We start from the raw sequence: 24,365 nt of genomic DNA, 5'->3' as shown, positions 1-24,365 counted from the left end.
CACCCCGAGCGCGACCAGCGTCCCGATGCCCATCCCGGTGCCGACGGCGACCCCCTTGGCTGCCTCTACCGGGGAGTGGAGCAGGTCCATGCGGCGGCGGTGGCGAGCGTCGCGGAAGCGCTGCAGCCGCTCCTCCCACTCCTCCGCCAGCTCATGGTTCCCCGCGGCTTCGGCCGCCCGGATCATGCGCTCATAGCGGGCACCGGTACGACCGTCCCACGTGCGGCGAGCCACGATCCGGCCCCCGTTGAACGTGTAGAGCCCGTGGCGGACCACGGTGCGAGCGGCGGTCTTGGTGCGCTCGTGGGTGGCGGCCGTCTTGATGGCGCGTCCGGAGCGCACCCACAACGGCACCGGGGCCGCCTGCGGCGGGTCGGGGACGACGGTCAGCACGGTGGGGGCCGTGTCGTCAGCAGGCGGGGAGTCGGGGGTTTTGTGGAGGTGGACGACGTTCTCGGTCATGCTGGGAGTGCTCCTGACTGCCCGTTTGGGGGCGGGAGTTGTAGCGGGAGGGTGCCGGGGCGGGTCGTGTCCGTGGAAAGAGGCGCCCCGCCCCGGCGTTGTGGCTGGTCAGAACCAGCGGGAAGACTTCTTGGCGGCCTTGGCGCGGGCGGCCTCGGTGATCAGTCGCTGACGCTCGCCGTGCAGGGCAGACAGCTCCGCGTTCAGCCGCCTCTCGACAGCCGAACCGACGGAGTCCATCCGGTCCTCCGCACCTGCCGTGCTGCGGCCCCGGTGGACGCTGCGGGCACCTCCGGCCATCGCGCGCGCCATGTCGAGCCGTTCACGGCTGGTCAGCGGCCACCACTCACCCCGCTGCACCGCTTCCAGCTTCTTCGTCGTCTTGTGGATCTCGCGGTCCAGGCGGCGGATCTCAGAGTTGCCCATGTCAGGTACTCCCATCGGGCCCGTGCGGGCCGGGAAAGGCGCAGGGCACACAGGTGCCGAGCGAAGTGGGGATGACGTATCCGGCGTCACGCCGGCAGCTCGGGCAGCGGCGGCGGGCAGCGTTCGCTGCGGCGAGGGCCGCCCACCGGGCTGGGGTCATCGGCCGTACCGGCTTGGCCAGGTCGACCTTGTAGAGGTAGGCGACCAGCGGCCCGCGCCGTCGGCGCGGCCGTTCCAGCTGCGCGGCCACACCCTGCCCGCCGGGCCGTAGGCCGCGTGCGCGGAGCTGGCGGCGGGTGGCGTAGCCGTCCGGGGCGAGATGCCACCGGTACACCGGCAGCGCGGCCATCAGACCGTCGTGGCGGTGGCCCGCTCAGCGAGCAGGGTGTCCCGCAGCTTGCGGGCGTTGGCGGGCGAGGTGTGGATCTCACGGCGGATGCCTTCGCCGGTCACCTTGGCATCCGGCCATCCGGCGGTGGCCTTGCGTGCCTCATCGAGCAGCTGATCCGGGGTGCGCTTGGGGCGGGGGGATCGGGCAGCGTCGGGGATCCTGCCGGTCGCCCGACGCGGTGGGGTCGACTCTGCCGGAACGCTCCGCGCGGGCGTCTCGATCACGGGAGCGATCGGGGCGGGGATCGCGGGCATCGGCTTGAGCGGCGGAATCGACTTGCCCAGGTCGACCGCGACCGGTTCCGGCACGGTCAGCCGGGTCAACGTGACTACCGGGTCCGGGGTCGATTCCCGCAGCTCAGCCATAGACCGTTTCATTGCGGTCTCGGTGGATTCCTCCGTATTCGCGACTGGTGCGGGATCGAGGGCGGGAGCGGGAATCATGCCGCCGAACATCGACGCGAGCGCGGCATCCGCACCGGCCGTGACCCGGTCGCGCTGCACGTCCAGCAGCCTCGATCCGAGCGCCGTGTCGCCGACGCCGACCCTGCGGGCCAACCGCCACGACTTGAGCTCCGACCACTTCCTGACCCAGCCAGTCGGATGCTGAGCGGCGCGAGCGCGGTGGTAGGCGAGTGCCTGGACCAGGTCGGCGGTGCGCCGCTCGTGCTCCGCGTCACGGCCATCGGTGTGCACGACGATCCGCCGGGCGAGGAACGCCATGCCCTCCGCTGCGACGGACATTCCCATCGGGGTCAGGGCGTAGATGACGGTGCGCCCCAGGTCGGGCGCGGCCATGGCACCCATGACAGCGGCAGCCGCCGGCAACGCCCACAACCCCGCCCGCACGATGCGTGGGGAGGACTGGCCCAGCATGGTCAAGCCGAGCAGGACCAGGGCGAGGACAGCGGTGGCGCCCTCACCGGCGGCGAGCGCACCGAGCGCGGTTCCCTTGCCGTAGGCGTGGCCGATGTTGCTGTAGGTGCCGATCCCGCCGAACACGCCCGTGGCGAGCATCGGGACGAACGCGGCGGCCAGCACCCCGGCCTGAATGCGGGTCAGCTTGACGGGGGTCATGCCGCGCCCCCCGGCAGCGTCACGGCGGCCGTGCGGTTGGCCAGCTCGCGGCGCTCGGTCAGCACCCGGCGGCGGGCGCGGCGGATGCGGCGGGCGTCCAGCTCGGTCGGGGTGCGGTCCAGGGTGATGATCTGCGCGTCCAGCAGGTCGACGTCCGCGAGGATCACGGGCATCTCCTGCTCGATCGCGTCCAGTTCCGCGTCCGTGGGTTCGATGTAGTCGGCGAACGCAGTAACAGCGTCCTGAACAGTGACGATGGGGCTCATGGGTCGTGGTTCCTTCCACAGGTGGTTACGGCCCGAACAGCGCCCCCGGAGTGCCAGCTCCGGGGGCGCGCGCCGTTGGTGGGGAAAGCCGCACCCAGGCGGTGCGGCGCGGCCGCGGATCAGCGGCCGGAGTGCCCCGGGCGGGATTCGATCCCGCGCCCTCGCGGCTGGATACCGGGGCTGTGACGTCTCTCGTCAGCTCTCGTCGGGGAGCAGGTACTCACCGCGGCCGTTCTCAGCCAGCCAGGCCGAGCCCGCCTGCCACGCATCCGCCTCGCTGTCCACGTCCTCCACAATCACCAGCCCGATGCGGTTCGGGTCGTCGTTCCTGCCGGATGTGAAGAACCGGTGCTCCGCCATGACGTTTCCTCTCGATCGGTGAATGGGTTGGTTGGTGCGTGCCCTCGCCCGCGTTCGAGGCGTAGACCCGGGATCGGTCCGGCGAGGGCTGCGTGCAGGGCGGGCGTCAGCGCTGGACGACGGCCTTGGCCATGTCGCGGTGGGAGACGCTCACGCTGTGTCCGGCGGCGCTCAGCCGCTCAGCCAGGGCGCGAGCGAAGGTCGGGGCGCGGTGACGGCCGCCGGCGCATCCGTCGGCGATGGTCACGGTTCCGGCGGAGGGGCCGGAGGCGAACGCGGTGACCGCCGTGGCGGTGGCCTCCACCAGGTCCGTGATGCCGGGGGTGTTCAGCACGGCGGTACGCACCGGCTCGTCGTCGGCGGTCATGTACCGCAGTTCCGGCGACACGTGCGGGTCGCGGAAGTGGTGACGCAGGTCGATGGTCAGGTGAGCGACCGGCGGAGCGGCGTGCAGGTAGCCGAACGAAACGATCTCGACAACAGCCATGGGGACTCCAGGAAGAGAAGGGGTGTTCCGGCTCCCCTCAGCGCCGCTCGTACGAGACGAACGGCGGAGGCAACCGGCCGCAGCGATCGACGCTGCGAAGCCAGAAGGAAGTGAGACCGGGCTTTCACCGGTGCGCCGTTGCCACGGAGCACCGGTCCCGAGCCGGAAGAGTCGGGCGCGTCATCGTCACTGCTCTGACGCCAACAGGGCGGCGCGCACCAGGTGGCACCCGAGGGGTTGACCTCCAGAAATGAAGGGATGATCCCCACGGCTGTTTCTCCAGAGCTGGCACGCGGGGCGGGACAGGTTCACCCGCCTCGAAGTGGCCGCCGACGGCCATCACCCGGGCCGTTGCGGAGACGGGGAATCACACCCCCGCCAGACTTGAATCTCTATTGAGTTCTCAACCAACTGACGCTGCCTTCGTACTCACCTCTGCGGGCTTTCCTCCGGGCGCTGACGCTGATCTTGCGTGGCAAGCCCGCCTCAAGTGCGGGCATACCGGGGCGCATTGACCGTCGATCGGGATCCGACCGGCGGGCACATCCCTAAGGTTCCCTAGGGTTCCCTGCGGTGTCAAGCGGTAAGCTAGGGAACCTCAGGGAACCGAGACGAGGGAGCTGGCGAAATGGCCGGTCAGGCCGACAATCGAGCGCCATACGCGAAGATTGCCGCCCACTACGCGGAGCTGATCACGTCCGGCCAGCTACCGCCGGGCACGCTCCTGCCGAGCATCAAGAACCTCTCGGAAGAGTGGAGCGTGAGCACGGCCACGGCCGAGAAGGCGTTGCGCAAGCTGCGCAACGAAGGAATGGTCCGGGGCATCCACGGGATCGGAACGGAAGTCCTAGACCAGCCGGCCCCGATGTCGTCGGGATCTCAGCGCCAGGACCGGGGCCGTCGTACCGGATCAAGTTGGGGGTCCGGTGAACGGTCTGACTCGCACAAGGCGGGCGTGGTCCCTGCACCTCTGGACGTGGCGCAGGCTCTGGGCATCGAGCCTCGCTCCGACGTGATTCGTCGGAGCCGGGTGTACCGGGATCGACACGGCATCGTGGCGCACAGTACGTCTTGGATTCCGGCTCGATACGGGAAGCTGATCCCGCAGTTGGCGGAGAGCGAGCGATTGACCGGGGGAACCTCCCTCCAGCTAATCGCCGAGGCGACCGGCCTTCCAATCAGTCATCGGATCGACACCGCCTCAGCGCGACTGCTGACAGCGGAAGACACCCAGCGCTTGGAGTTGGACCCGGAGAACCCGCCTACGGAACCCGTCGTCGTAATGACGGCGAAGTTCATCGACAGCGAGGGCAACGTCGTGGAATACGGTGTGGACCTCGGGGGACCTGGCCGCACCTGGCGCACAGAATCGGAGGTATCCCCGTGACGGTCATGGACGACACGCTCACGAGCGTGCTCGAAGACCGCCTAGGGGCACTACTCGCAGCCCGCAGGGCTGGCACAATCACGCTCGAAGCCGAAGCAGAGATGGCCGCCATCTCCCAGACCATGACGAGACCGATGTCACCACGCCCACCGTTCTGCGTCCTGATGGCCGGACTCCCCGGCTCCGGCAAGACCACCCTGTCCCGCGATCTCACAGATCGCGGGTTCGTACGGCTGTGCCCAGACGAAGAGATGTACCGCCGTCATGGCGTCTACGGCGTGGACTTCCCCAGAGGTACCTTCCCCACCCTTGAGCGGCCGGTCCTCGAAGACGTTGCGGCGGAACTCAGGGAGCAACTGAAGGCCGGGCACGATGTCGTCGTTGACCACGGCTTTTGGACCCCGGAGGATCGGGCCCGATGGCGAGTCATCGCCACAGACGCCGGCGCCAGTCCTGTGCTCGTCTATCTCGCAGCGACCCACGACGAGCTTTGGGCAAGGATCAGCAAGCGCAACGAATTCCACGCGAACGATCCCAACTCCATCTACTTCTCTGAGAGCGACCTTCAGCGGTACCGCACCCGGTTCATCCCCCCTCAGACAGACGAACCGCACGTCGTGTACACAGGTGACACTGCGGCTGTGATCACGGCTCTGGAAGCCACTCGCCACTGACGTTCGAAGTCACAGATACGCAGGTCAGCGCGCGCTACTCCGTCTCAGTTTCCGTCTCATTCACCCCCGTCCGGAGCCGTTCATGACGGTTCACGCTCCGGGCGGGGCGACGGTAATGAACGGGCTTGAACGGCCCTGGATCACACTCTGACCAGCCCGGACAAACCTGCAAAGCGAGTTACGTGGGTTCGAATCCCGCCACGGCCTCCAGTTCGTCCTCTCCTCGAACGGGAGCACAACCCTGGACGCCTGTCAGGTGTCCAGAACACGACTGGACGGCGAACGTCCGGTCGCCGTGCTTGCTGTTCCGACGAGGAGACCAACCGTGCGTCAGCAGTCGCGCCCGCTCATCCGACCCTCGACGGCCTTGGTGGCCGCTGCCGCGATCGTCGGTGCCGTTCCCGCGGTCGCCGCTCCGGCGGCGTATGCCGAGGAGGGGAAGCCCTCTCTGCTGATCTCGGAACTGCCGCGTACCTCTCCCAAGCCCGGCGAGATGTACGACAAGAAGGTCGTCGTCACCAACAACGGCACCGCACCCGCGGACGGCCTCACCTTCCGGATCCGGTTGACCCGGGGGCTCGACTTCCCCGAGGTCGTGCAGGGCTGCACCTACTCCACCGTCGAGGACCAGGTCAGACAGGCCCTCTGCGAGCTCGACACCGTCATCGAGCCCGGCGCCTCCGTCGAGACTCCGGTCCGGTTCAAGGCGTTGCCCCACGCGCTGATGGAGGCCGTGGAGTACGGCACCGGCCCCACCGGCGAGGCCCCGGGCGAGGGGTTCGACGGCAGTCACCGGCGGCTGAACCTGACCGCGGACAGCTCCGCCGACCTCGTCGCCGTCGGTGAGGACACCGAGGCCCTCGCAGGCAACCGGCAGTCCGTCACGGTGCAGCTCCGCAACGACGGCCCCGGCTGGATCCAGAACCAGGAGAGCGACGACCAGCCGGCGCTCATGGTGCAGATCCCGCCGGGCACCCTCGCCTCCCAGGTGCCCGAGGAATGCGCACCGTTCGCGATCGACGGCCCGTCCGGGCCCGGGGGAACGCCGGGCAGGCCCAGGTACGTGTGCTGGCCCGCCGACCACACCATCGACGTCGGCGAGTCCCTCTCCTTCACGTTCATGCTGGAGATCGGGGACGACACCAAGACCACCACCGGTGAGGTGAAGGCGACCTCCGTGTACGACATCCACCCCGCCTTCGACAGGAATCCCGCCAACGACAAGGCCCAGATCCGCGTCGCCATCCCCACCGACAACGAGGCCGGCCCCACCCCCTCCGACGACCCGACGGACGGCGGCTCCAGCACCGGCGGCGACGGCAACGCCCCCGACGGCCAGTCCACCGGCGGCACCGGCGGGACAGGCGGGACGGGAACCACCGGCTCCTCATCGACCGGCACCTCGACCAGCGGCTCCACATCCGGGTCCGTCGACGGCAACCTGGCCAGCACCGGCTCCGGCAACACCCCGCTCCTCGCCGGCGCCGCAGCCGCCGCAGCAGCCCTCGGCGCCGCCCTGGTCATCGCCGTACGCCGTCGCCGCGCAACCTCCACGTCCTCCTGACGCGGGCCCAGCGCTACGGCAGCACTACGGGCTGCGCTACGACGACACCCGGGCCTGGAGCAGGCGCGGCGAGTTCTCGAAGCCCTGGCGGGCGTATGCCGCCCGCGAGCGGAGCTCGATGATGGATGCAGCGCGCGGGGTGAGGAGTGGACCGTGACCCGCTCCAGCCCGAGGTCCTTCGCCCTGGCCAGGGTCTCGGTGATCAGCCGTCCGCCCAGCCCGGTGTCGCGCGCCTCGGGGATGACGTACACGCACTGGAGGTCACCGGACGCCCGGTGCAGCGCGCGCGGCGTCGGCACGCGGTGGACGACCGCCAGCCAGGCCATGCCGATGATCCCCAGGTCATCGCTGACGAGGACCATGCAGCGGTGCGAGGACACGTTCTCCCCGGCCCACAGGACGAAGTGGCGTATGAAGTCCTCTCGGCCGACGTCCTCCGGTGCGGCGCCGTCGTTCTCCTGGATCCATCGCCACCGCAGTCCCGCGACGGCCGTCAACTCCCCCGGTTCGGCCGGGCGGACGATCACGTCGTCCGTCGGGGCGCGGTCGATCCGGCTCACCGCACCCCGCCCACCGACTCCAGCACGCCGCTCGCCTCGTCCTGGAACACCTCCGTCCAGTAGTGCCGGCCGTCCCTGTCCGCCGCGGTGACGCCGGTCGGGTCGACCGTCGACAGGACCTGCAGCATCGTCATGGCCAGCTGGTCGTAGGTGTCGGTCGACAGCTCGTGGCCCGACTCATCGTCGATCGCCTGCTCGCGGTGCAGCAGCCAGAGCGTGAAGGCGAGGGTCGAGATGTCGGTGTTCAGCGGGAACAGCCTCGCCTCGGGCTCGCTCCAGTTCAGGACCGCGCCCGTCTCGCCGTCGATGACCAGGCTGTTGTCCTCGACGAGATGACCGAGGCGGATCAAGTGGGCGGCGTGAGAGGGGAGTTCGGCCGTGGGGTCGACATCGGCGTAGTACTCGGCCAGCGTCGCGAGGGGGACGTCCGTGTCGAGGGAGAACAGGTAGCCGTCCTCCGGCAGGCCCACCTCGCGCAGGAAGCGGCGGGTCGGCTCGTGGGTGAGCGTGGCGGGGAAGTCGACCTCCTCGAAGCGCACCACCCTGCCCTGGCCGAACTCCTGGTCCAGGAGCCGCCGGGGCAGGTCCAGGGCCAGTCCCGACACTCCGGCCCGGCCCGCCACGAGCGCGAGCGGGCGGATCAGGGCCGCCATCTTCCAGAACGGCGCGGGCTCGCCGTCCGTGCCGTCCTCGAACACCGCCAGCAGGTGCCGCGACGCGTCCGCGACCGCCTTCGGGCCGTAGCGGCCGACGTAGGAGGCGAACTGGCCGCGCAGGCCCGCCAGTTCGTCCGTCGCCTCCGCGAAGCGGACCAGCGTCCGCAGGGACGGTGCCAGCGGGCGGCGGTCCATCAGGTCGGGGCGGTCGTGCAGGAAGTACGTCGTCGAGATCTCGCCCGTCGCGCCGTCCAGCAGGACCGACTCCGTCTCCAGGGCGCCGGGGCCCAGCAGTCCGCCTATCACCAGCTGCTCCCGCAGCTCCGCGGCCAGCCGGTCTTCCGGGTCGCCCGTCGAGTCCGCCACCGTCCGCAGGCCCTCGCGGCACAGCTCGGCGAAGCTCAACACGCCGCTGCCGCACGGCAGTCCGGGGCCGGTGAGCCAGCTGCGCGTCAACGCGTGTGTGACGTACGGATCCAGTTGGGTCTCGGTCAGGATGATCGCCGTATCACCGGCGTAGGTCGTAATCGTCGTGCTCATGGAATCCCCCGCATGTGCTCGCTCGCAGCCCCCGGGCAGGAAACAGCCGATCGACCAGCCCACCGGGTTCGGCGGCCGTCCCACTGCTCAGAACATTACGCGCCACCACTGACAACGCCCCCGGACCAGCGCGCCCACCACTGACGCCCCGTCCCGGCGCGCCCACTGACAGCGCTTCACACCAGTAGGACGCTCAGCACATCCTTGAGCATTCCCACCCCGCCACAATCGCTTGCCCAGCTCAACGGCTGCGCGGCCGACGGCTTCCCGGCCGCCGCAAACGGCAGGACGGCCGGGACGGGGTCACTGCCCCGTCACCACCGCCGCCTGCGGCCGGATCGGCAGGCGGTTCACCGGGCGGCCCGTGGCGGCGCGTACCGCCGATGCGATGGCTGCCGGTGATGTCACCACCGGCACCGCGCTCACCGCCTTCGCACCGAAGGGGGCGACCACGTCCCGTTCCTCGACCAGCTTCACGATCCGGAGGTCGGGTGCGTCCAGGGCCGTCGGCAGGGAGTAGCCCGTCAGGTCCGGGTGGCGGATCAGGCCGCGGGCCGAGCGCAGGTTCTCCGTGAGCGCGATGCCCACGCCCTGCGTCACGCCCGCCTCGATACGCGCCTGAAGCTGGGCCGGGTTCAGCACCCGGCCGACGTCCTGGGCGAGCGCCAGCTCGACGACGCGTACCGAGCCGAGCTCGATGTCGACGTCGACCACCGCGCGGATCGCGCAGAAGGACATGCCCACGAAGGCATCGCCCTGGCCGACGTCGTTCAGCGGTTCGGTCGGGTGGGGGCGGCACTGGGCCGTCGCCCACAGTTCCTTGCCGTCCATCGCCTCGGTGACGGTGGTCGACAGGACGCCGTCGTACGACGTGATCTTGCCGTCGGTGATCTGGAGCAGCTCGGTGGACATGCCGAACTTGTGCGCCAGGGGCTGGAGCAGTTGCGTACGGACCATCTTGGCGGCCCGCTCCACCGCACCGCCCGACACCCAGGTGTGGCGGCCGCGGCAGCCGGCACCCGCCGGGGGCTGGTCGGTGTCGACGGGCGCCACGTGCACCTCGTCGATGCCCAGCGTCTCCTGGACGATCTGCCGGGCGAGCGTGGTGAAGCCCTGGCCGGTCTCGACGGCGGCGCAGAGCACCGTCGCGACACCGTCGTGGACCTTCACCGTCGCCGTGGAGACCTCGTCCGCGCCCTCGGCTCCGAGCATGTGCACCATGCCCAGGCCGTAGCCCACCCCACGGCGCACGGCACCCGGTTCGCCCGCGCCCTCGGGGCCGCCGGGCAGCAGCCACTCGTCCTCGGGGGTGTCCTTGGGGAGGGCCGGAAGGGGGTGGTCGCGGACGGCCTGCAACAGCTCCGCGACCGGGGCCGGGCAGGTCACCGTCTGGCCGGTCGGGAGTACGTCGCCGGTGGCCATGGCGTTGCGCAGGCGCAGCTCGGCCGGGTCCACGCCGAGCTTCTTGGCCAGCTTGTCCATCTGCGCCTCGTAGGCGGCGCACACCTGCATGGCGCCCTCGCCGCGCACATGACCGGAGGGCGGGTTGTTGGTGCGTACCGCCCAGCCCTCGATGAAGGCGTTCGGGACGACGTACGGCCCGCAGGCGAAGCCGACCGCGGCGGCCAGGGCGTCGGACGACGTGTCGGCGTACGCGCCCGCGTCCAGCAGGATCTGCGCCTCGACCTTGACGAGCTTGCCCTCGGCATCCGCGTGGTGGCGGTACCGGAGCAGGGTGGGGTGCCGGTGGGTGTGGCCGAGGAAGGACTCCTCGCGCGTGGCCGTCAGCTTCACCGGGCAGCCGGTCTTCAGCGCCAGCAGGCCGAGGGGGAGCTGGAAGCCCTGGTCCTCGCGGTCGGCGGTGGCGCCGGGGACGCCGGTGACGACGACCTTGACGCGCTCGGGTTCCAGTCCGTAGCAGGCGGCGGCCCGGTCGCGGTCGGTGTGCGGGTCGGTCGAGGCCAGGTAGAGCTCCACGCCCCCGTCGGGCCGCGGCACGGCGAGGCCCGCCTCGGCGCCGATGGGCGCCGGGTCCTGGCGGCCGATGCGGTACAGGCCCTCGACGACGATGTCGCCGGCCGCGTCGGGGTCGCCGTGGCGCAGCGGGATGTGGCGGATCAGGTTGCCGTCGGGGTGCAGCGGCTCGGCCTCGAAGGCCTGCTCGGGGTCGGTCACCGGGTCGAGCACCTCGTACTCGACGATGACGGCGGCGGCGGCCAGCCGTGCGGTGTCCGGGTGGTCGGCGGCGACGGCGGCGATGGGCTCGCCGTGGTGGCGTACGACCTCGGAGGCGAAGACCGGACGGTCGGCCTTGCCGCGGCCCAGCAGTGGGCTGCCCGGCACGTCCTCGTGCGTGACGACGGCCCGTACGCCGGGCATCTCGCGCGCGTGGGACGTGTCGATGGACTTGATGCGCGCGTGCGGGTGCGGCGAGCGCAGGACGGCCGCCCACAGCAGGCCCTCGGCCCACAGGTCGGCCGCGTACGGGAAGGTGCCCTCGGTCTTGGCGCGGGCGTCGGCGGGCGGCAGGGCGGCGCCGATGCCGTGCGGGATCGGCTCGGAGGCGGGTGCTGCCTCCGCGGCTGTGGTCGCGGTGGCGGCTTCGTTGCTCACGCCTGGCCTCCGTCCTGTCCGTACGCCTGGTCATGCGGTCCGCGGGCACCCGGCGCCTCGAACGCCGACGGGTTGACCCCGCCGGCCCCCGGGCCCGCCTGGTGAGGGATACGCGGCTCGTCGCCGTTCCGTTCGGGCTCGTCCGCCGCCGTCTGCGCCTCGCGCTCGGCGACGACCTCCTGGACGGCCTGGACGACACCCCGGTAGCCGGAGCAGCGGCACAGGTTGCCGCACAGCGCCTGGCGGGTCTCCAGCTCGGTCGGCGCCGGGTTGCCCTCCAGCAGGTCGTGCACGGTCATCGCCATGCCCGGCACACAGAAGCCGCACTGCACGGCGCCGCATCGCGCGAGCGCCCGCTGCACGTCGGAGGGCTGTCCGTCCTCGGCGAGGCCCTCGACGGTACGGACCTCGCTGCCGGCGGCGGTCACGGCCGGCACCAGGCAGGACGCGACGAGCCGTCCGTCGACCTGCACGTTGCACGCCCCGCACTCGCCCTGTGAGCAGCCGTCCTTGGCGCCCGCCAGGCCGAGCCGCTCACGCAGCACGTAGAGCAGCGACTCACCGATCCAGGCGTCCGACACGGGCCGCTCGACACTGTTGACCCGCAGGACGTAGGAGGCGAGGGGGTGTTCCTCGCCGGTGGGCGGCGGTGCGTCGTCGGAAGCGGCGTCCGGTGCGGGCTCCTCGGCGGTCTCCGTCTCGGGCTCGGCGGCCGTGGCGGTGTCGGGGGCGGCGTCCGCAGGGGACTCGGCGGAGCCGTCGGCGGCCTCGGCGGGCTGCCGGGACTCCGGGGCGCCCTGCGTGTCGTCGGCGGCCTCAGGGGCTCCGGCGGCGGGCTGCGCGGCCTCGGGACGCGGGCGGGTGAACGCCTCCGCGGACACCTCCCCGGCGGGCTCGGCGGACCGCTCGTGCGGGTGCCCGGCCGGGTCGGCCCCGGTGGGCGCCACGCGCGCGTGCGGGTCGGAGGGCGCCACACGCGTGTGCGCGTCTGGGCCGGGCTGCCCCGGCGCCCGCACGGCCTGCTCGTCAGGGTGCGAGCCGGGTGTGTGCTGCGGGTGCGCCGGGGCCTGCGCGTCGGGCTGTGCGACGGACAGGTCCCCGCCGTGCGCCGCCGACTGGGCCTGCTCCTGCGCGGCCTGCGCGTGCTGTCCCCACGGCTGCCCGGTGGCCTGCGTGGCCCACGGGGCGGGCGCGCCGCCCGGCAGCGTGGCCGGCGGGGTGCCGCCCCACTGCTCGACCAGCGACGACGTGGTGAACTCGCCCGATTCGTCGGGAAGGTCACCGTCGGCGACGGGGATCGACCACTGCCCGGTGACATCGTGCCCGGGCGCCGCGGCGGCCTCCTGGCCGGCCTGGCCCGCCGCGGTCTCCGAGAAGTTCCACTGCTGGGTGGCCCCGGGGTTGTACGTGAACTGGCCGCTGCCCGTGTCCTGCGCGGCGGCGTTCGGGTCGGGCCACTGGGCACCCTCGGCGGGCGCACCGGCGACCGGCCAGCCGCCGGGGGCCGCGGGGTCGGTGCCCGGGGCCTGCGTGGCCGCTATCCGCGGCGGGACGTACCCGTGTCCCGGCGCGGCCAGCGGGGTGTCGGAGGCCAGGAGGGCGTCGATGCCCCCTTCGGGGAGTTTGACGAAGGCGGTGGCGCCGTCGTCGTACTCGCCCTGGGGCAGCGGATCCCAGCGGCCCGCCCCCTGGGGCGCGCCCTCTCCGTGCTGGTCGTCGGTCACGACAGCGCCCTCCCCAGTGCTCGTCGGGCCAGCGCGGCGACGGTGCGCCGCAGGTGCAGTACGGCGGGCGGATGCTGTTGTACGGAGCCGTCCTCGGCCGGTGTCGGGTCGGGGATGCAGGCCGCGGCGACGTACTCCCCGAAGGCCTGGAGCGCCTCCGGGACGATCGCGCGGCTGTTGTCCCAGTCGATCAGCTGGGCTACCCAGTGCTCGGCCTCCAGGGGCCTGAGCGGCATCGGCGCTATGGCACCCACGGCGCACCTGACTCCGCGCCGGGCGGGGTCGAGGACGACCGCGACGGACGCCATGGAACGCCCCGGGCCGGTGCGGCCGGTGGCCTTGAGGAAGACCTGCGGGGCGTGCAGCAGCGGCACGCGCACGTAGCCGATGAGTTCGCCGGCGCGCAGCATCTCCATGCCGGCCAGCAGGTGCGACACCGGGATCTCCCGGCGGGCTCCGCCCGGGCCCGCGATGATCAGGGTCGCTTCGAGGGCGGCGAGGACCGGCAGCGCGTCACCGGTCGGGGACGCCGAGGCGATGTTGCCGCCGAGGGTGCCCGCGTTGCGGATCTGCGGCGGGCCCGCGGCGCGCGCGGCGGCCGCGAGCGCCGGGATCAGGGCGGCGAAGTCGGGGCGGCCCATGCGCGCGTGTGTGAGGCCGGCGCCGAGCAGGGCGTGGCCGTCCTGGTACTGCCAGCCGCGGATCTCACTGATCTTGCCGAGACCGACCAGTGCGGCGGGCCTGAGCTGACCGGAGTTGACGGCGGCCATGAGATCGGTGCCGCCCGCCACCGGGACGGCGGCGGGCATGGCGGTGAGCGCCGCCACGGCCTCGTCCAGCGTCGTGGGCAGCGTGACGGCCTGCGCCGCCTGCGGTGCGCTCGTGGTCAAACCGACTGCCCCTTCCCGCTGCCCCACCTGGTCCCACCTGTGTTGCCGTACGGTACGTGCTGACAGGGCGGACGTGGCAACTCTGGCACATCTTCGCAGGGCACGAAGACAGGGGTCCGCTAGGAGGCATTCGCCCACGTGATCAGGGGGATGGTCCGTTTTCGCACGGCATCTCCGGTGCGCACCGATTGACACTCTTCGGTGACCCCTTGCCGGTTTTTTTCCATTATCTGTTCGGGGGCGGGCCGTCGATCGGCCGGCCGAGCACTCCGGGGCGCATCTGCCAGGGCCGCGGCCCCGCGGGCGGCCGGTAGGCGACCCCCAGGGCGTCAAGTCGCCGGTAATGGGCGACCATCCGCCGCTCGAAGCCGGTGAAGTCCCGTTCCGCCGGGGCGGACAGGCGGCTCCAGGCCACCTCGGCGAAGGCGGCGAGGCGCGGGAACGTCTGGTAGTCCACGCGCGTGTGGTCCTCCATCACCTCGGTCCACACGTTGGCCTGCGTGCCGAGCACGTGCCGGGCCTCGTCCGGTGTCAACTCCGAGGGAACGGGCTCGAACCGGTAGACGTCCTCCAGGGTGCGGACGTAGCCGATGGGGACCGGCTCGTCCGCGCCTTCGTGCTGCCGGTGGTCCAGATACACCTGCTGCTCGGGGCACATGACGACGTCGTGGCCCGCGCGGGCCGCCGCGATGCCGCCCGCGTATCCGCGCCAGGACGACACCGCCGCGCCCTTGGCGAGCCCGCCCTCCAGGATCTCGTCCCAGCCGATGAGTCTGCGCCCGCGCGCGGAGAGCCAGTTGTCGAAGTGACCGATGAACCAGGCCTGGAGTTCGTCCTCGTCGTTCAGCCCGAGTTCCCGGATGCGCCGCTGCGCGGTGGGCGACTGCCGCCACTGGTCCTTGAGGCATTCGTCACCCCCGACGTGAATGAACTCCGAGGGGAACAGCTCCAGGACTTCCTCGAACACCCCCTCGTAGAACCGCAGGGTGTTGTCAGTGGGGGCGAGTACGTTCGGACTGATCCCCCAGGTGTCCCAGACGGAGAGCGCGGAGCCCCCCTCAATGGATGCAGTGATGACGTCGGTGTTGCCGAGTTCCGGGTACGCGGCGATGGCGGCCTGCGAGTGTCCGGGTACGTCGATTTCCGGGACGACGGTGATATGCCGCTCGGCGGCGTACGCGACGATCTCGCGGATGTCGTCCCGGGTGTAGTGGCCACCGTGTGGCTTCTCGTCCCACAGCGGGGAGGCCCGATGGCCGAATTTCGTGCGCGCCCGCCAGGAGCCGACCTCGATGAGCCGGGGGTACTTCTCGATCTCGATGCGCCAGCCCTGGTCGTCCGTCAGATGGAAGTGGAAGACGTTGAGTTTGTGGGCGGCCATCAGGTCGAGGTAGCGCAGCACGCCGTCCTTGGGCATGAAGTGCCGGGCGACGTCGAGCATGAGGCCGCGCCAGCGGAATCGGGGGGCGTCCCGGATCTCCGTCAGAGGCAGCCGCCACGTACGGCCGGGAAGGGGTGCGCGCCGGAAGGCGTCCGGGCCGAGGAGCTGGCGCAGCGTCTGGGCGCCCCAGAAGACACCGGCGGGCGAGCCGCCCTGGATGTGGACGCCGTGGGGGGCGACGACCAGGCGGTACGCCTCGGCGTCGAGGCCGGGCCGGACGGACAGATGGAGGACGTCGTACTCGTCGCCCTTCTTGGGCGGCAGCGCGAGCCCGGTCGCCGCGCCGAGGGTCGCGCGCAGCCAGCGCGCGGTGTCCTCGGTGCCCGGCCCGGCCTCGATCCCGAAGCTGTCGCCGAGTTCGTGGAAGCCCTCGGCTCGCTCCATCTGCCGAGGTGCCGGAATGAGATCCATGAATGAGCACACCTTTCACTCCTTGACCGCGCCGCCGAGCCCGGACACCAGGCGCCGCTGTACCAGTACGAAGAAGATCAGCACCGGAATCGTCATCACCGTGGACGCCGCCATCACCCCGCCCCAGTCCGGCTCGTCCGGCTTGTAGAAGACGAGCAGGGCCATCGGCAGGGTCGACTGCGAGGTGTCGCTGATGATGAAGGACTTGGCGAACAGGAAGTCGTTCCAGGCGGAGATGAAGGAAAACACGCTGGTGGCCACGAGCCCCGGGAAGACCAGCGGGAAAAGGATCTGCCACAGGAATCGCGACCGGCTCGCCCCGTCGATGTACGCGGCCTCCTCCAGGGCCTCCGGAACGGCCTTCACAAACCCTCGCAGCATCCAGATCGCGAAGGGCAGCGAGAAGGCGATGTGCGGCAGGATCAGCGAGCCCAGCGTGTTCAGTTGGCCGAAGTCCCGCATGAGGAAGAACAGGGGGATCGTCAGCGCCTCCACGGGCACCATCTGGGCCACCAGAAACATGATCAGCAAGGTGGTCCGGAACCGGAAGCGGAATCGTGTCACCGCGGTCGCCGCGAGAAACGCGATCAACGCCGAGACGATCACGACACTGCACGCGACGACAAGGCTGTTGAGGAAGTAACGGCCGAATTCGTTCTGCTCGAAGACACGCCGGAAGGAATCCAGGGAAGGGTCCAGCGTCCACGGCCGCGGCTCGCTCGACTCGATCTCCCCGGCCGGTTTGAAGGCGCCGAGCACCATCCAGTAGAGCGGAAAGGCCACCACCACGGCGATCAGCACCGCGGACGCCTCCGCGAACAGCCGCCAGGGGCGGCGGACAAGTGTCATGGCCCTCATAGCTCCTCCCCCTGCCTGCGCAGCAGCCGCAGATACACCAGCGTCACCGCCAGCAGGATCAGCAGCATCACCACACCGATCGCCGAGCCCAGGCTGTACTGCGAGGACGCGAAGGCCTTCTGATAGGCGTACACGTTCAGCACGAGGTTCTGCCCCGCGATGCCGCCGCCGTTCGTCATGACGTAGATCTGCGTGAAGACCTTGAAGTCCCAGATCACCGACTGGATGGTCACGACCACCAGGATCGGCCGCAGCATCGGCGCCAGCACCGACCGCCAGATCCGCCACTGCGAGGCACCGTCCAGCGCGGCGGCCTCCAGCACCTCGGCGGGCACGGCACGAATTCCGGCGTACACGGTGACCATCACGAAGGGAAAGGAGCACCACACCACTTCGAGCAGCACCAGGAAGAAGGCGCTGACGCGCCCGTACGTCCAGGAGTGGTCACCGAGCCCGAACAGCCGGTTCACCGGCCCGAAGTCCGGATCGAACAGGAACAGCCACACCGTCGACCCGGTGATGGCGGGCGTCGCCCACGCCCCCAGCGCGGCCAGCATCAACGCCAGCCGCGGCACGGCACGCACACGCGTGAGCAGCACGGCGAGCGCACACCCCACGGCGAGCGTCGACACGACACATGCCGCCGCGAACAGCACGGTCGCCAGCAGCACCTGCCAGAACTTCGGGTCCGAGAACAGCTCCGCGTAGTTCCCGAACCCCTCGAAGGAGGTCGGTTCCCCGCCGCTGACCTGGGCCTGCGTGTACTGGAAGAAGGAGATCAGCCCGAGCTGATAGACGGGATAAACGAGCAGCCCACCGAGAACGACGAGGGCAGGGGCGAGATACAGCCAGGGCGTCTTCTGACTCCGCCCACGGGAACGCCCATAGGGGCGCGGGGAACTGCGCGAGGAACCACGATCCACCCGCACCCGCCGACGTTCCACAACCCCCGAGCCACTAGGCGTCATCCGACGGACCCAAACGCCTCATCCATCTTCTTCGCCGCATCCCCCGAAGCCCCGGCGACATCCTTCTTACCGCTGATGACTTCCTGGAACATCGTCGGCAGCACAAGGGAAGAGTCGATCTCGGACCACGCGGGCGAGGCAGGGACGAACTTCGTCCCCGACGCCAGCGTCTCGACGAACGGCTTCACGAACGGCTCCTCCTTCGCCGCCTGCTGCCGCACGTCCCCGAACGTCGGCAGGAAGCCCATCGACTCGAACATGGCGGCCTGGGTCTTCTTGGACGTCAGCTGCTCCATCAGCTGCACGGCCAGCGTCCGGTGCGACGTGCTCTTCAGGACGCCGATGTTGTTGCCCCCGGCGAACGCCGGCGCGACGGACCCGGCCTTCACCCCCGGCAAAGGCACCACCGCGTACTTGCCCTTGACCTTCCCGGCCTCCACCGCCGCATGGCTGAAGTCGCCGCCGATCGCCATGCCCGCCTTGCCGGCCGCGAACGCGGTGACCGTGTCGTTGCCGCCCATACCGGCGCACTTGGCGGCGGGACAGTTGTCGTCGGAGAAGAGGGAGGTGTACGCCTTGATGCCCTTCTGGGCGTCCGCGCTGTCGATCGCCGAGGCGTACGAGCCGCCCTTGCCGGTGGCGATCTCACCGCCGTTGGCCCACACGAACGGCATCGCGCCGTAGGTGTACGCCCCGCCCACCACGAGCCCGTACAACTCGGGCTCGGCGGCGCGGATCCTGCGGGCCGTGGTCGCCAACTCGGCCATGTTCTTCGGCACTTCGAGTCCGAGCTTCTCGAAGATGTCCGTGCGGTAGTACAGGGCGCGGACACCGACGTAGAAGGGCGCGCCGTAGACCTTGCCGTCCACGGTGACGGACTGCTCGGCCGTGGGGTCGGTGTCCTTCGTCTCGCTCCAGTCGCCGAACTCCTTCGTGACGTCGAGGAGTCCGCCGTCCTTCACATAGCCGGCGGTGTCGGTGTTGCCGTACTCGATGACGTCGGGAGCGGACTTCGGGTCGTTGAAGGCGGCCTTGACGCGCTGGGCGCGGGTCTCGACCGGGATGTACTCGACCTCGACCTTCGTGCCCTCGTGCTCCTTCTCGAAGGCGGCGACGACGGAGTCGACGACCTTCTGCTTGGGCTGGTTGCCGACCTCCTGGAAGAGCCACACACGCAGGGTGCCGCTCTTCTCGTCCTTGTCGGAGGCGGAGTTGTCGGAGGTCTGAGGGGCGCAGGCCGTGACGACCAGGGCCGAGAGCAGGACGGCGAGGCGTGGGGACAGCTTCATGGAGTGGCCCTCCGAGAGTGCGTTGCAACATATGCAATGACTGTTTCGCTCTGCACAACGGAGGCTATGGACTACATGAACACGCCGACAAGAGGTCTCAACCACTTCGTGACACAACGAGGCCCCCGGGGCGCGCTGGAACGCGCCGCGGGGGCCTCGAAAAGAACCTCAGGCCGAAGGCAGGACTACTTCTTGTCGCCGCCCTTGCCCTTGTCGTCGCCGCCCGCGCCCATGGACTCGTAGATCTCCTTGCACATGGGACACACCGGGTACTTCTTCGGGTCGCGACCAGGCACCCAGACCTTGCCGCAGAGCGCCACGACGGGGGTGCCGTCGAGGGCGCTCGCCATGATCTTGTCCTTCTGGACGTAGTGGGCGAAGCGCTCGTGGTCACCGTCGCCGTGGGACACCTGTGGCGTCGGCTCTACGAGGGTCCCCGTACCAGTCCCGCGCTCGGGCTCAAGAGTGCTCATAACGCCAAGAGTACTGAAGCTCACATGTTTCAGTTGAGCGACGGGTCGTCCGGATACGTGGCCACCATCGCGAGCTCGTTGCGCTGGCGGCGCAGCACCTCGCGCCACAGCCGTTCCGGGGACGGCGAGGAGACGTCGCCCGGCTCGGACTCGACGACGTACCAGGCGCCCTCGACCAGCTCGTCCTCCAGCTGGCCGGGTCCCCAGCCGGCGTATCCGGCGAAGATTCTCAAGGAACCGACGGCCGAGGCGAGCAGTTCCGGCGGGGCCTCCAGGTCCACGAGCCCGATCGCGCCATGCACCCGGCGCCAGCCCAGCGGGGCGCTCTCGCCGGTCGAGTCGCCGGGGATGACGGCGACGCCGAGCGCCGAGTCGAGGGACACCGGGCCGCCCTGGAAGACGACACCGGGCTCGCCGGCGAGGTCCGCCCAGCCCTCCAGGATGTCGCCCACGTCGACGGGGGTCGGACGGTTGAGGACGACACCGAGGGAGCCCTCCTCGTCGTGGTCGAGAAGGAGCACCACCGCGCGGTCGAAGTTCGGGTCCGCCAGGGCGGGCGTTGCCACGAGTAGCCGCCCTGTGAGCGAGGACACCTCGGTCATGCCAGACATGATCCCGCATCTTCCCTCCGCTTGGGGAGGCAATCCAGGTTCGCGCATGAACGCAGCCATGAATTGAAGGAGCGGCCTGGTAAGGCCTCGTTTGAGGGTGGTGGTGGGAGACGGGAGGGCGGAAAGGAGCGTCCAGGGCGCACTGACGCCATGGTCACCGCTCGTACCCGACGCGGAACCGTTCGTGTTGTGACACAGCTATGACGTACCTGAGCCGGTCTTGGGCTTACTGAAGGGGGGGCGGCGGCGATTACCCTTTCCCTCCTGGCCCCTGCCCAACTCATCGGAACGCGAGATACATGACCGTCAACGGCAATGACGACGTACTGCTTGTCCACGGCGGAACCCCGCTGGAGGGCGAGATCCGTGTCCGCGGTGCGAAGAACCTCGTACCGAAGGCGATGGTCGCCGCTCTGCTGGGCGGCGAGCCAAGTCGACTGCGCAACGTGCCGGACATTCGTGACGTCCGTGTCGTACGCGGCCTGCTCCAGCTGCACGGGGTGACGGTCCGTCCGGGTGAGGAACCCGGCGAGTTGGTGATGGACCCGTCGCACGTGGAGAGCGCGAACGTCGCTGACATCGATGCCCACGCGGGTTCCAGCCGTATCCCGATCCTGTTCTGCGGCCCGCTGCTGCACCGCCTCGGCCACGCCTTCATCCCCGGCCTCGGCGGCTGCGACATCGGCGGCCGGCCCATCGACTTCCACTTCGAGGTGCTGCGCCAGTTCGGCGCGACGATCGAGAAGCGGGCGGACGGGCAGTACCTGGAGGCCCCGCAGCGGCTGCGCGGCACGAAGATCCGGCTGCCGTACCCGTCCGTCGGCGCGACCGAGCAGGTGCTGCTGACGGCCGTGCTCGCCGAAGGCGTCACCGTCCTCTCGAACGCGGCCGTGGAGCCGGAGATCGAGGACCTCATCTGCGTCCTGCAGAAGATGGGCGCCATCATCGCGATGGACACCGACCGCACGATCCGCATCACCGGTGTGGACAAGCTGGGCGGCTACAACCACCGCGCCCTGCCGGACCGTCTGGAGGCCGCCTCCTGGGCGTCCGCGGCGCTGGCGACCGAAGGCAACATCTACGTCCGTGGCGCCCAGCAGCGCTCGATGATGACGTTCCTCAACACCTACCGGAAGGTGGGCGGTGCCTTCGAGATCGACGACGAGGGCATCCGTTTCTGGCACCCCGGCGGCCAGTTGAAGTCCATCGCGCTCGAAACGGACGTCCACCCGGGCTTCCAGACCGACTGGCAGCAGCCGCTGGTGGTGGCGCTGACGCAGGCGACGGGCCTCTCGATCATCCACGAGACTGTCTACGAGTCCCGCCTCGGCTTCACCTCCGCGCTGAACCAGATGGGCGCCCACATCCAGCTCTACCGCGAGTGCCTGGGCAGCTCCGACTGCCGCTTCGGCCAGCGCAACTTCCTGCACTCCGCGGTCGTCTCGGGCCCCACGAAGCTCCAGGGCGCCGACCTCGTCATCCCCGACCTCCGCGGCGGCTTCTCGTACCTCATCGCGGCCCTCGCCGCCCAGGGCACGTCCCGGGTACACGGCATCGATCTCATCAACCGCGGCTACGAGAACTTCATGGAGAAGCTCGTCGAGCTGGGCGCGAAGGTCGAACTGCCGGGCAAGGCGCTCGGCTGACGCCAGGCTCTCGGCCCCGGCCAGGGGCCACGCCCTCCGGCCAGGGGCCACGCCCTCCGGCCGGGGGCCGCGCGGCGGTAGCCGCAAATCCAGAACAGCCCCCGGACAGACACAGCATGGAGAAGCTCGCCGAGCTGGGCGCGAAGGTCGAACTGCCGGGCGAGGCGCTGGGGTAGACCCAGCCCGGCCGGCGTTTGAGGCCATTGGTGAGCGCAACCACGATGGGGCGGCACCCGATAACCGGGGGCCGCCCCATTGGCGTTCTACAAGCCGTACACCATCCCGTGGCATACAGACGGCAAGATTACTTGCCCTTCGCGGCTTCCTTGAGCTTGGAGCCCGCGGAGACCTTCACGCTGTAGCCGGCCGGGATCTGGATCGGGTCGCCGGTCTGCGGGTTGCGGGCGGTGCGAGCGGCACGGTGGGTGCGCTCGAAGGTCAGGAAGCCGGGGATCGTGACCTTCTCGTCGCCCTTGGAGACGATGTCGCCGACGACCTCGGCGAACGCGGCCAGCACGGCGTCGGCGTCCTTGCGGGTCACCTCGGCGCGGTCGGCCAGCGCGGCCACCAGCTCACTGCGGTTCATGTTGTTACTCCCGTGTTCATTTGCCTTGAGGCGTGCCACGCGGCGGAGCCGCATGTCGGGCACAGCGATGTCGATGCTGCCAGGGTCCTCGGTGGGTCCCCGGGCCCGGGTCCTTGGTCAGACCCTCGCGCCCAGGGACGCATCCTGCCCCTACCTGCGGCGGGAAAGCCAATCCGGCGCCCGGAGGAGTCGTGAGAACACCCTTGGGAGTCACACGAAGAGAGGGCCTGAGCTTGGCCGTCACGATAAACGGCTGCCGGAGGCCCCAGGTTCCACGACGCGCCGTCACAAGGGCTTGCCGTGGCGATCCTCACAGCCCACACACACTTTTCGGGCCATTCCGGGCTGTTCCGGGGCCGTTCCCGGGCTGTGAGGCACCGTCACCGGCCGGCTACTCGGCCGACGTCGCGGACACCGCCTTCGCGGCCTCCCGCACCGCACCGGCCACCGCACCGGCGACCTTGTCGTTGAAGACACTGGGGATGATGTAGTTCGGGTTCAGCTCGTCCTCGGTCACCACGTCCGCCAGCGCCTTCGCGGCCGCGAGCATCATCTCGGTGTTGACCGTGCGGGACTGGGCGTCCAGCAGGCCGCGGAAGACGCCCGGGAAGACCAGCACGTTGTTGATCTGGTTCGGGAAGTCGGAGCGGCCCGTGGCCACAACTGCCGCCGTCTGACGGGCGATTGCCGGGTCGACCTCGGGGTCTGGGTTCGCGAGCGCGAACACGATGGCGTTCTCGGCCATGGCGGCCACGTCGTCGCCGTCGAGCACGTTCGGGGCGGAGACGCCGATGAAGACGTCCGCGCCGCGCACGGCCTCCTTCAGCGTGCCGGTCAGGCCCTCGGGGTTGGTGTTGTCGGCGATCCAGCGCAGCGGCGAGTCGGCCGCGGCGTTCACCAGGTCCTCGCGGCCCGCGTGCACGACGCCGTGGATGTCGGCGACGACGGCGTTCTTCACGCCCGCGGCGATCAGCAGCTTGAGGATGGCCGTACCGGCCGCGCCGGCACCGGACATGACGACGCGGATGTTCTCGATGGCCTTGCCCGCCACGCGAAGTGCGTTGGTGAGGGCGGCCAGGACGACGATCGCGGTGCCGTGCTGGTCGTCGTGGAAGACGGGGATGTCGAGGGCCTCACGCAGCCGCGCCTCGATCTCGAAGCAGCGGGGCGCGGAGATGTCCTCCAGGTTGATGCCGGCGAACCCGGGGGCGATCGCCTTGACGATCTCGACGATCGCGTCGGTGTCCTGGGTGTCGAGGCAGATCGGCCAGGCGTCGATCCCGGCGAACCGCTTGAAGAGGGCCGCCTTGCCCTCCATGACCGGCAGCGCGGCCTTCGGGCCGATGTTGCCCAGGCCCAGCACGGCCGAGCCGTCCGTCACGACCGCAACGGAGTTGCGCTTGATGGTGAGGCGGCGGGCGTCCTCGGGGTTCTCGGCGATGGCCATGCAGACGCGGGCCACGCCCGGCGTGTAGATCATGGACAGGTCGTCACGGTTGCGGATGGGGTGCTTCGACGCCATCTCGATCTTGCCGCCGAGGTGCATCAGGAACGTACGGTCCGAGACCTTGCCCAGCGTGACGCCCTCGATGTGGCGGAGCTGCTCGACGATCTCGTCGGCGTGCGCGGTGGAGGTCGCCGCGATGGTGACGTCGATCCGGAGCTTCTCGTGCCCGGAGGCGGTGACGTCGAGGCCGGTGACCGAGCCTCCGTGGGACTCCACGGCCGTGGTGAGCTGGGAGACCGCGGTTCCGCTCGCGGGCACCTCCAGCCGGACCGTCATCGAGTAGGAGACGCTGGGCGCCGTTGCCATGGCCGACTTCCTCTGCTTTCACCGTGTGGCTGGTATGCCGTCCGATCGTCGCACCTACCGCTGAGTAGGAGTTAGCCGGTCGTGGATTGCGAACGTATTGTTCGCCACGCCTTCCCAAGCAAAGAGACCCACGTCACACGGTGACGTGGGTCCCTTCAACGTTCATGACACCGACCCGCCATGCTCGCCTCGC

At 70.2% G+C, this 24,365-nt stretch carries 22 protein-coding genes and 2 pseudogenes; 4 read left to right on the top strand and 20 right to left on the bottom strand.

Annotated features, from left to right (window positions below; translation table 11 throughout):
- The 7 genes and pseudogenes from POF73_RS38855 to POF73_RS38825 form a co-directional block, all read right to left on the bottom strand.
- Positions 1-462 (bottom strand): annotated as a pseudogene (locus tag POF73_RS38855) (ATP-binding protein); the annotation flags it as partial.
- Between the two features lie 108 nt (positions 463-570).
- Entirely contained in the window at positions 571-888 is a 318-nt protein-coding gene (locus POF73_RS38850) for a hypothetical protein (RefSeq protein ID WP_272124054.1), read from the bottom strand.
- Between the two features lies 1 nt (position 889).
- A complete protein-coding gene (locus tag POF73_RS38845) occupies positions 890-1,237 on the bottom strand; it encodes an RRQRL motif-containing zinc-binding protein (protein WP_272124053.1) in 348 nt (115 codons plus the stop codon).
- Positions 1,237-2,355, bottom strand: a complete 1,119-nt coding sequence (locus tag POF73_RS38840; RefSeq protein ID WP_272124052.1) for a conjugal transfer protein — start codon at positions 2,353-2,355, stop codon at positions 1,237-1,239. Before POF73_RS38840 ends, POF73_RS38845 begins: the two co-directional genes overlap by 1 nt.
- The gene (locus POF73_RS38835; RefSeq protein ID WP_272124051.1) at positions 2,352-2,621 is read right to left on the bottom strand and encodes a DUF6284 family protein; all 270 of its coding nucleotides are present in this window, start codon (positions 2,619-2,621) and stop codon (positions 2,352-2,354) included. The genes POF73_RS38840 and POF73_RS38835 overlap by 4 nt, the downstream gene beginning before the upstream one ends.
- Positions 2,622-2,816: 195 nt before the next feature.
- Positions 2,817-2,981: a hypothetical protein gene (locus tag POF73_RS38830; protein ID WP_272124050.1), complete on the bottom strand. Its 165-nt coding sequence runs from the start codon at positions 2,979-2,981 to the stop codon at positions 2,817-2,819.
- Positions 2,982-3,087: 106 nt separating this feature from the next.
- Positions 3,088-3,468, bottom strand: a complete 381-nt coding sequence (locus POF73_RS38825; protein WP_272124049.1) for a RapZ C-terminal domain-containing protein — start codon at positions 3,466-3,468, stop codon at positions 3,088-3,090.
- A 628-nt stretch (positions 3,469-4,096) separates the two neighbouring features.
- On the opposite strand from POF73_RS38825, the gene POF73_RS38820 reads away from it, so the two are divergent.
- The 3 genes from POF73_RS38820 (at position 4,097) to POF73_RS38810 (ending at position 7,093) form a co-directional block, all read left to right on the top strand.
- Positions 4,097-4,855 (top strand): GntR family transcriptional regulator, encoded by a 759-nt coding sequence (locus POF73_RS38820; protein WP_272124048.1) that lies wholly within the window; start codon positions 4,097-4,099, stop codon positions 4,853-4,855.
- Positions 4,852-5,529 (top strand): ATP-binding protein, encoded by a 678-nt coding sequence (locus POF73_RS38815; RefSeq protein ID WP_272124047.1) that lies wholly within the window; start codon positions 4,852-4,854, stop codon positions 5,527-5,529. Before POF73_RS38820 ends, POF73_RS38815 begins: the two co-directional genes overlap by 4 nt.
- 325 nt (positions 5,530-5,854) lie before the next feature.
- Complete coding sequence (locus POF73_RS38810) at positions 5,855-7,093, top strand: LPXTG cell wall anchor domain-containing protein (protein WP_272124046.1); 1,239 nt, start codon at positions 5,855-5,857, stop codon at positions 7,091-7,093.
- Between the two features lie 206 nt (positions 7,094-7,299).
- Here the strand turns inward: POF73_RS38810 and POF73_RS38805 are convergent.
- From POF73_RS38805 to POF73_RS38755, 11 genes and pseudogenes are all read right to left on the bottom strand, one after another.
- Positions 7,300-7,473 (bottom strand): annotated as a pseudogene (locus POF73_RS38805) (GNAT family N-acetyltransferase); the annotation flags it as partial.
- 176 nt (positions 7,474-7,649) lie between these two features.
- Complete coding sequence (locus POF73_RS38800) at positions 7,650-8,849, bottom strand: SUKH-4 family immunity protein (RefSeq protein WP_272124044.1); 1,200 nt, start codon at positions 8,847-8,849, stop codon at positions 7,650-7,652.
- Between the two features lie 303 nt (positions 8,850-9,152).
- Positions 9,153-11,462: a xanthine dehydrogenase family protein molybdopterin-binding subunit gene (locus tag POF73_RS38795; protein ID WP_272124042.1), complete on the bottom strand. Its 2,310-nt coding sequence runs from the start codon at positions 11,460-11,462 to the stop codon at positions 9,153-9,155.
- Entirely contained in the window at positions 11,459-13,186 is a 1,728-nt protein-coding gene (locus POF73_RS38790; protein WP_272124041.1) for a 2Fe-2S iron-sulfur cluster-binding protein, read from the bottom strand. Before POF73_RS38790 ends, POF73_RS38795 begins: the two co-directional genes overlap by 4 nt.
- A complete protein-coding gene (locus POF73_RS38785; protein WP_272124040.1) occupies positions 13,183-14,076 on the bottom strand; it encodes an FAD binding domain-containing protein in 894 nt (297 codons plus the stop codon). The genes POF73_RS38790 and POF73_RS38785 overlap by 4 nt, the downstream gene beginning before the upstream one ends.
- A 226-nt stretch (positions 14,077-14,302) precedes the next feature.
- Positions 14,303-15,928 carry a beta-N-acetylhexosaminidase gene (locus POF73_RS38780; protein ID WP_272124039.1) on the bottom strand — a complete coding sequence of 542 codons (1,626 nt, stop codon included), beginning with the start codon at positions 15,926-15,928 and terminating at the stop codon, positions 14,303-14,305.
- A 15-nt stretch (positions 15,929-15,943) separates the two neighbouring features.
- Positions 15,944-16,777, bottom strand: a complete 834-nt coding sequence (locus POF73_RS38775; RefSeq protein WP_272124038.1) for a carbohydrate ABC transporter permease — start codon at positions 16,775-16,777, stop codon at positions 15,944-15,946.
- A gap of 5 nt (positions 16,778-16,782) precedes the next feature.
- Positions 16,783-17,754: a carbohydrate ABC transporter permease gene (locus POF73_RS38770; RefSeq protein WP_272124037.1), complete on the bottom strand. Its 972-nt coding sequence runs from the start codon at positions 17,752-17,754 to the stop codon at positions 16,783-16,785.
- On the bottom strand, positions 17,751-19,043 hold the full coding sequence (locus POF73_RS38765; RefSeq protein WP_272124036.1) for an extracellular solute-binding protein: 1,293 nt from the start codon (positions 19,041-19,043) through the stop codon (positions 17,751-17,753). Before POF73_RS38765 ends, POF73_RS38770 begins: the two co-directional genes overlap by 4 nt.
- Before the next feature lie 185 nt (positions 19,044-19,228).
- Positions 19,229-19,516 carry a DUF3039 domain-containing protein gene (locus POF73_RS38760; RefSeq protein ID WP_031478284.1) on the bottom strand — a complete coding sequence of 96 codons (288 nt, stop codon included), beginning with the start codon at positions 19,514-19,516 and terminating at the stop codon, positions 19,229-19,231.
- Positions 19,517-19,545: 29 nt separating this feature from the next.
- A complete protein-coding gene (locus tag POF73_RS38755; RefSeq protein ID WP_272124035.1) occupies positions 19,546-20,118 on the bottom strand; it encodes a YqgE/AlgH family protein in 573 nt (190 codons plus the stop codon).
- Positions 20,119-20,426: 308 nt separating this feature from the next.
- Here POF73_RS38755 and murA point away from each other — a divergent pair, with 308 nt between their 5' ends.
- Positions 20,427-21,773: a UDP-N-acetylglucosamine 1-carboxyvinyltransferase gene (murA, locus tag POF73_RS38750; protein WP_272124034.1), complete on the top strand. Its 1,347-nt coding sequence runs from the start codon at positions 20,427-20,429 to the stop codon at positions 21,771-21,773.
- Between the two features lie 304 nt (positions 21,774-22,077).
- On the opposite strand, the gene POF73_RS38745 is transcribed toward murA, so the two are convergent.
- Positions 22,078-22,359: an HU family DNA-binding protein gene (locus POF73_RS38745; protein ID WP_004000874.1), complete on the bottom strand. Its 282-nt coding sequence runs from the start codon at positions 22,357-22,359 to the stop codon at positions 22,078-22,080.
- 391 nt (positions 22,360-22,750) lie between these two features.
- Positions 22,751-24,172, bottom strand: a complete 1,422-nt coding sequence (locus POF73_RS38740; RefSeq protein WP_272124033.1) for an NAD-dependent malic enzyme — start codon at positions 24,170-24,172, stop codon at positions 22,751-22,753.
- Positions 24,173-24,365 lie beyond the last annotated feature (193 nt).

This window comes from Streptomyces sp. HD, assembly GCF_028369295.1.
Lineage (GTDB): Bacteria > Actinomycetota > Actinomycetes > Streptomycetales > Streptomycetaceae > Streptomyces.
This window is presented reverse-complemented; position numbering and strand designations above follow the sequence as displayed.

Coding starts and splice junctions, on each gene's coding strand:
- POF73_RS38850 (WP_272124054.1), bottom strand. CDS start 888: ATGGGCAACTCTGAGATCCGCCGCCTGGACCGCGAGATCCACAAGACG.
- POF73_RS38845 (WP_272124053.1), bottom strand. CDS start 1,237: ATGGCCGCGCTGCCGGTGTACCGGTGGCATCTCGCCCCGGACGGCTAC.
- POF73_RS38840 (WP_272124052.1), bottom strand. CDS start 2,355: ATGACCCCCGTCAAGCTGACCCGCATTCAGGCCGGGGTGCTGGCCGCC.
- POF73_RS38835 (WP_272124051.1), bottom strand. CDS start 2,621: ATGAGCCCCATCGTCACTGTTCAGGACGCTGTTACTGCGTTCGCCGAC.
- POF73_RS38830 (WP_272124050.1), bottom strand. CDS start 2,981: ATGGCGGAGCACCGGTTCTTCACATCCGGCAGGAACGACGACCCGAAC.
- POF73_RS38825 (WP_272124049.1), bottom strand. CDS start 3,468: ATGGCTGTTGTCGAGATCGTTTCGTTCGGCTACCTGCACGCCGCTCCG.
- POF73_RS38820 (WP_272124048.1), top strand. CDS start 4,097: ATGGCCGGTCAGGCCGACAATCGAGCGCCATACGCGAAGATTGCCGCC.
- POF73_RS38800 (WP_272124044.1), bottom strand. CDS start 8,849: ATGAGCACGACGATTACGACCTACGCCGGTGATACGGCGATCATCCTG.
- POF73_RS38780 (WP_272124039.1), bottom strand. CDS start 15,928: ATGGATCTCATTCCGGCACCTCGGCAGATGGAGCGAGCCGAGGGCTTC.
- POF73_RS38775 (WP_272124038.1), bottom strand. CDS start 16,777: ATGACACTTGTCCGCCGCCCCTGGCGGCTGTTCGCGGAGGCGTCCGCG.
- POF73_RS38770 (WP_272124037.1), bottom strand. CDS start 17,754: ATGACGCCTAGTGGCTCGGGGGTTGTGGAACGTCGGCGGGTGCGGGTG.
- POF73_RS38765 (WP_272124036.1), bottom strand. CDS start 19,043: ATGAAGCTGTCCCCACGCCTCGCCGTCCTGCTCTCGGCCCTGGTCGTC.
- POF73_RS38760 (WP_031478284.1), bottom strand. CDS start 19,516: ATGAGCACTCTTGAGCCCGAGCGCGGGACTGGTACGGGGACCCTCGTA.
- POF73_RS38755 (WP_272124035.1), bottom strand. CDS start 20,118: ATGACCGAGGTGTCCTCGCTCACAGGGCGGCTACTCGTGGCAACGCCC.
- murA (WP_272124034.1), top strand. CDS start 20,427: ATGACCGTCAACGGCAATGACGACGTACTGCTTGTCCACGGCGGAACC.
- POF73_RS38745 (WP_004000874.1), bottom strand. CDS start 22,359: ATGAACCGCAGTGAGCTGGTGGCCGCGCTGGCCGACCGCGCCGAGGTG.
- POF73_RS38740 (WP_272124033.1), bottom strand. CDS start 24,172: ATGGCAACGGCGCCCAGCGTCTCCTACTCGATGACGGTCCGGCTGGAG.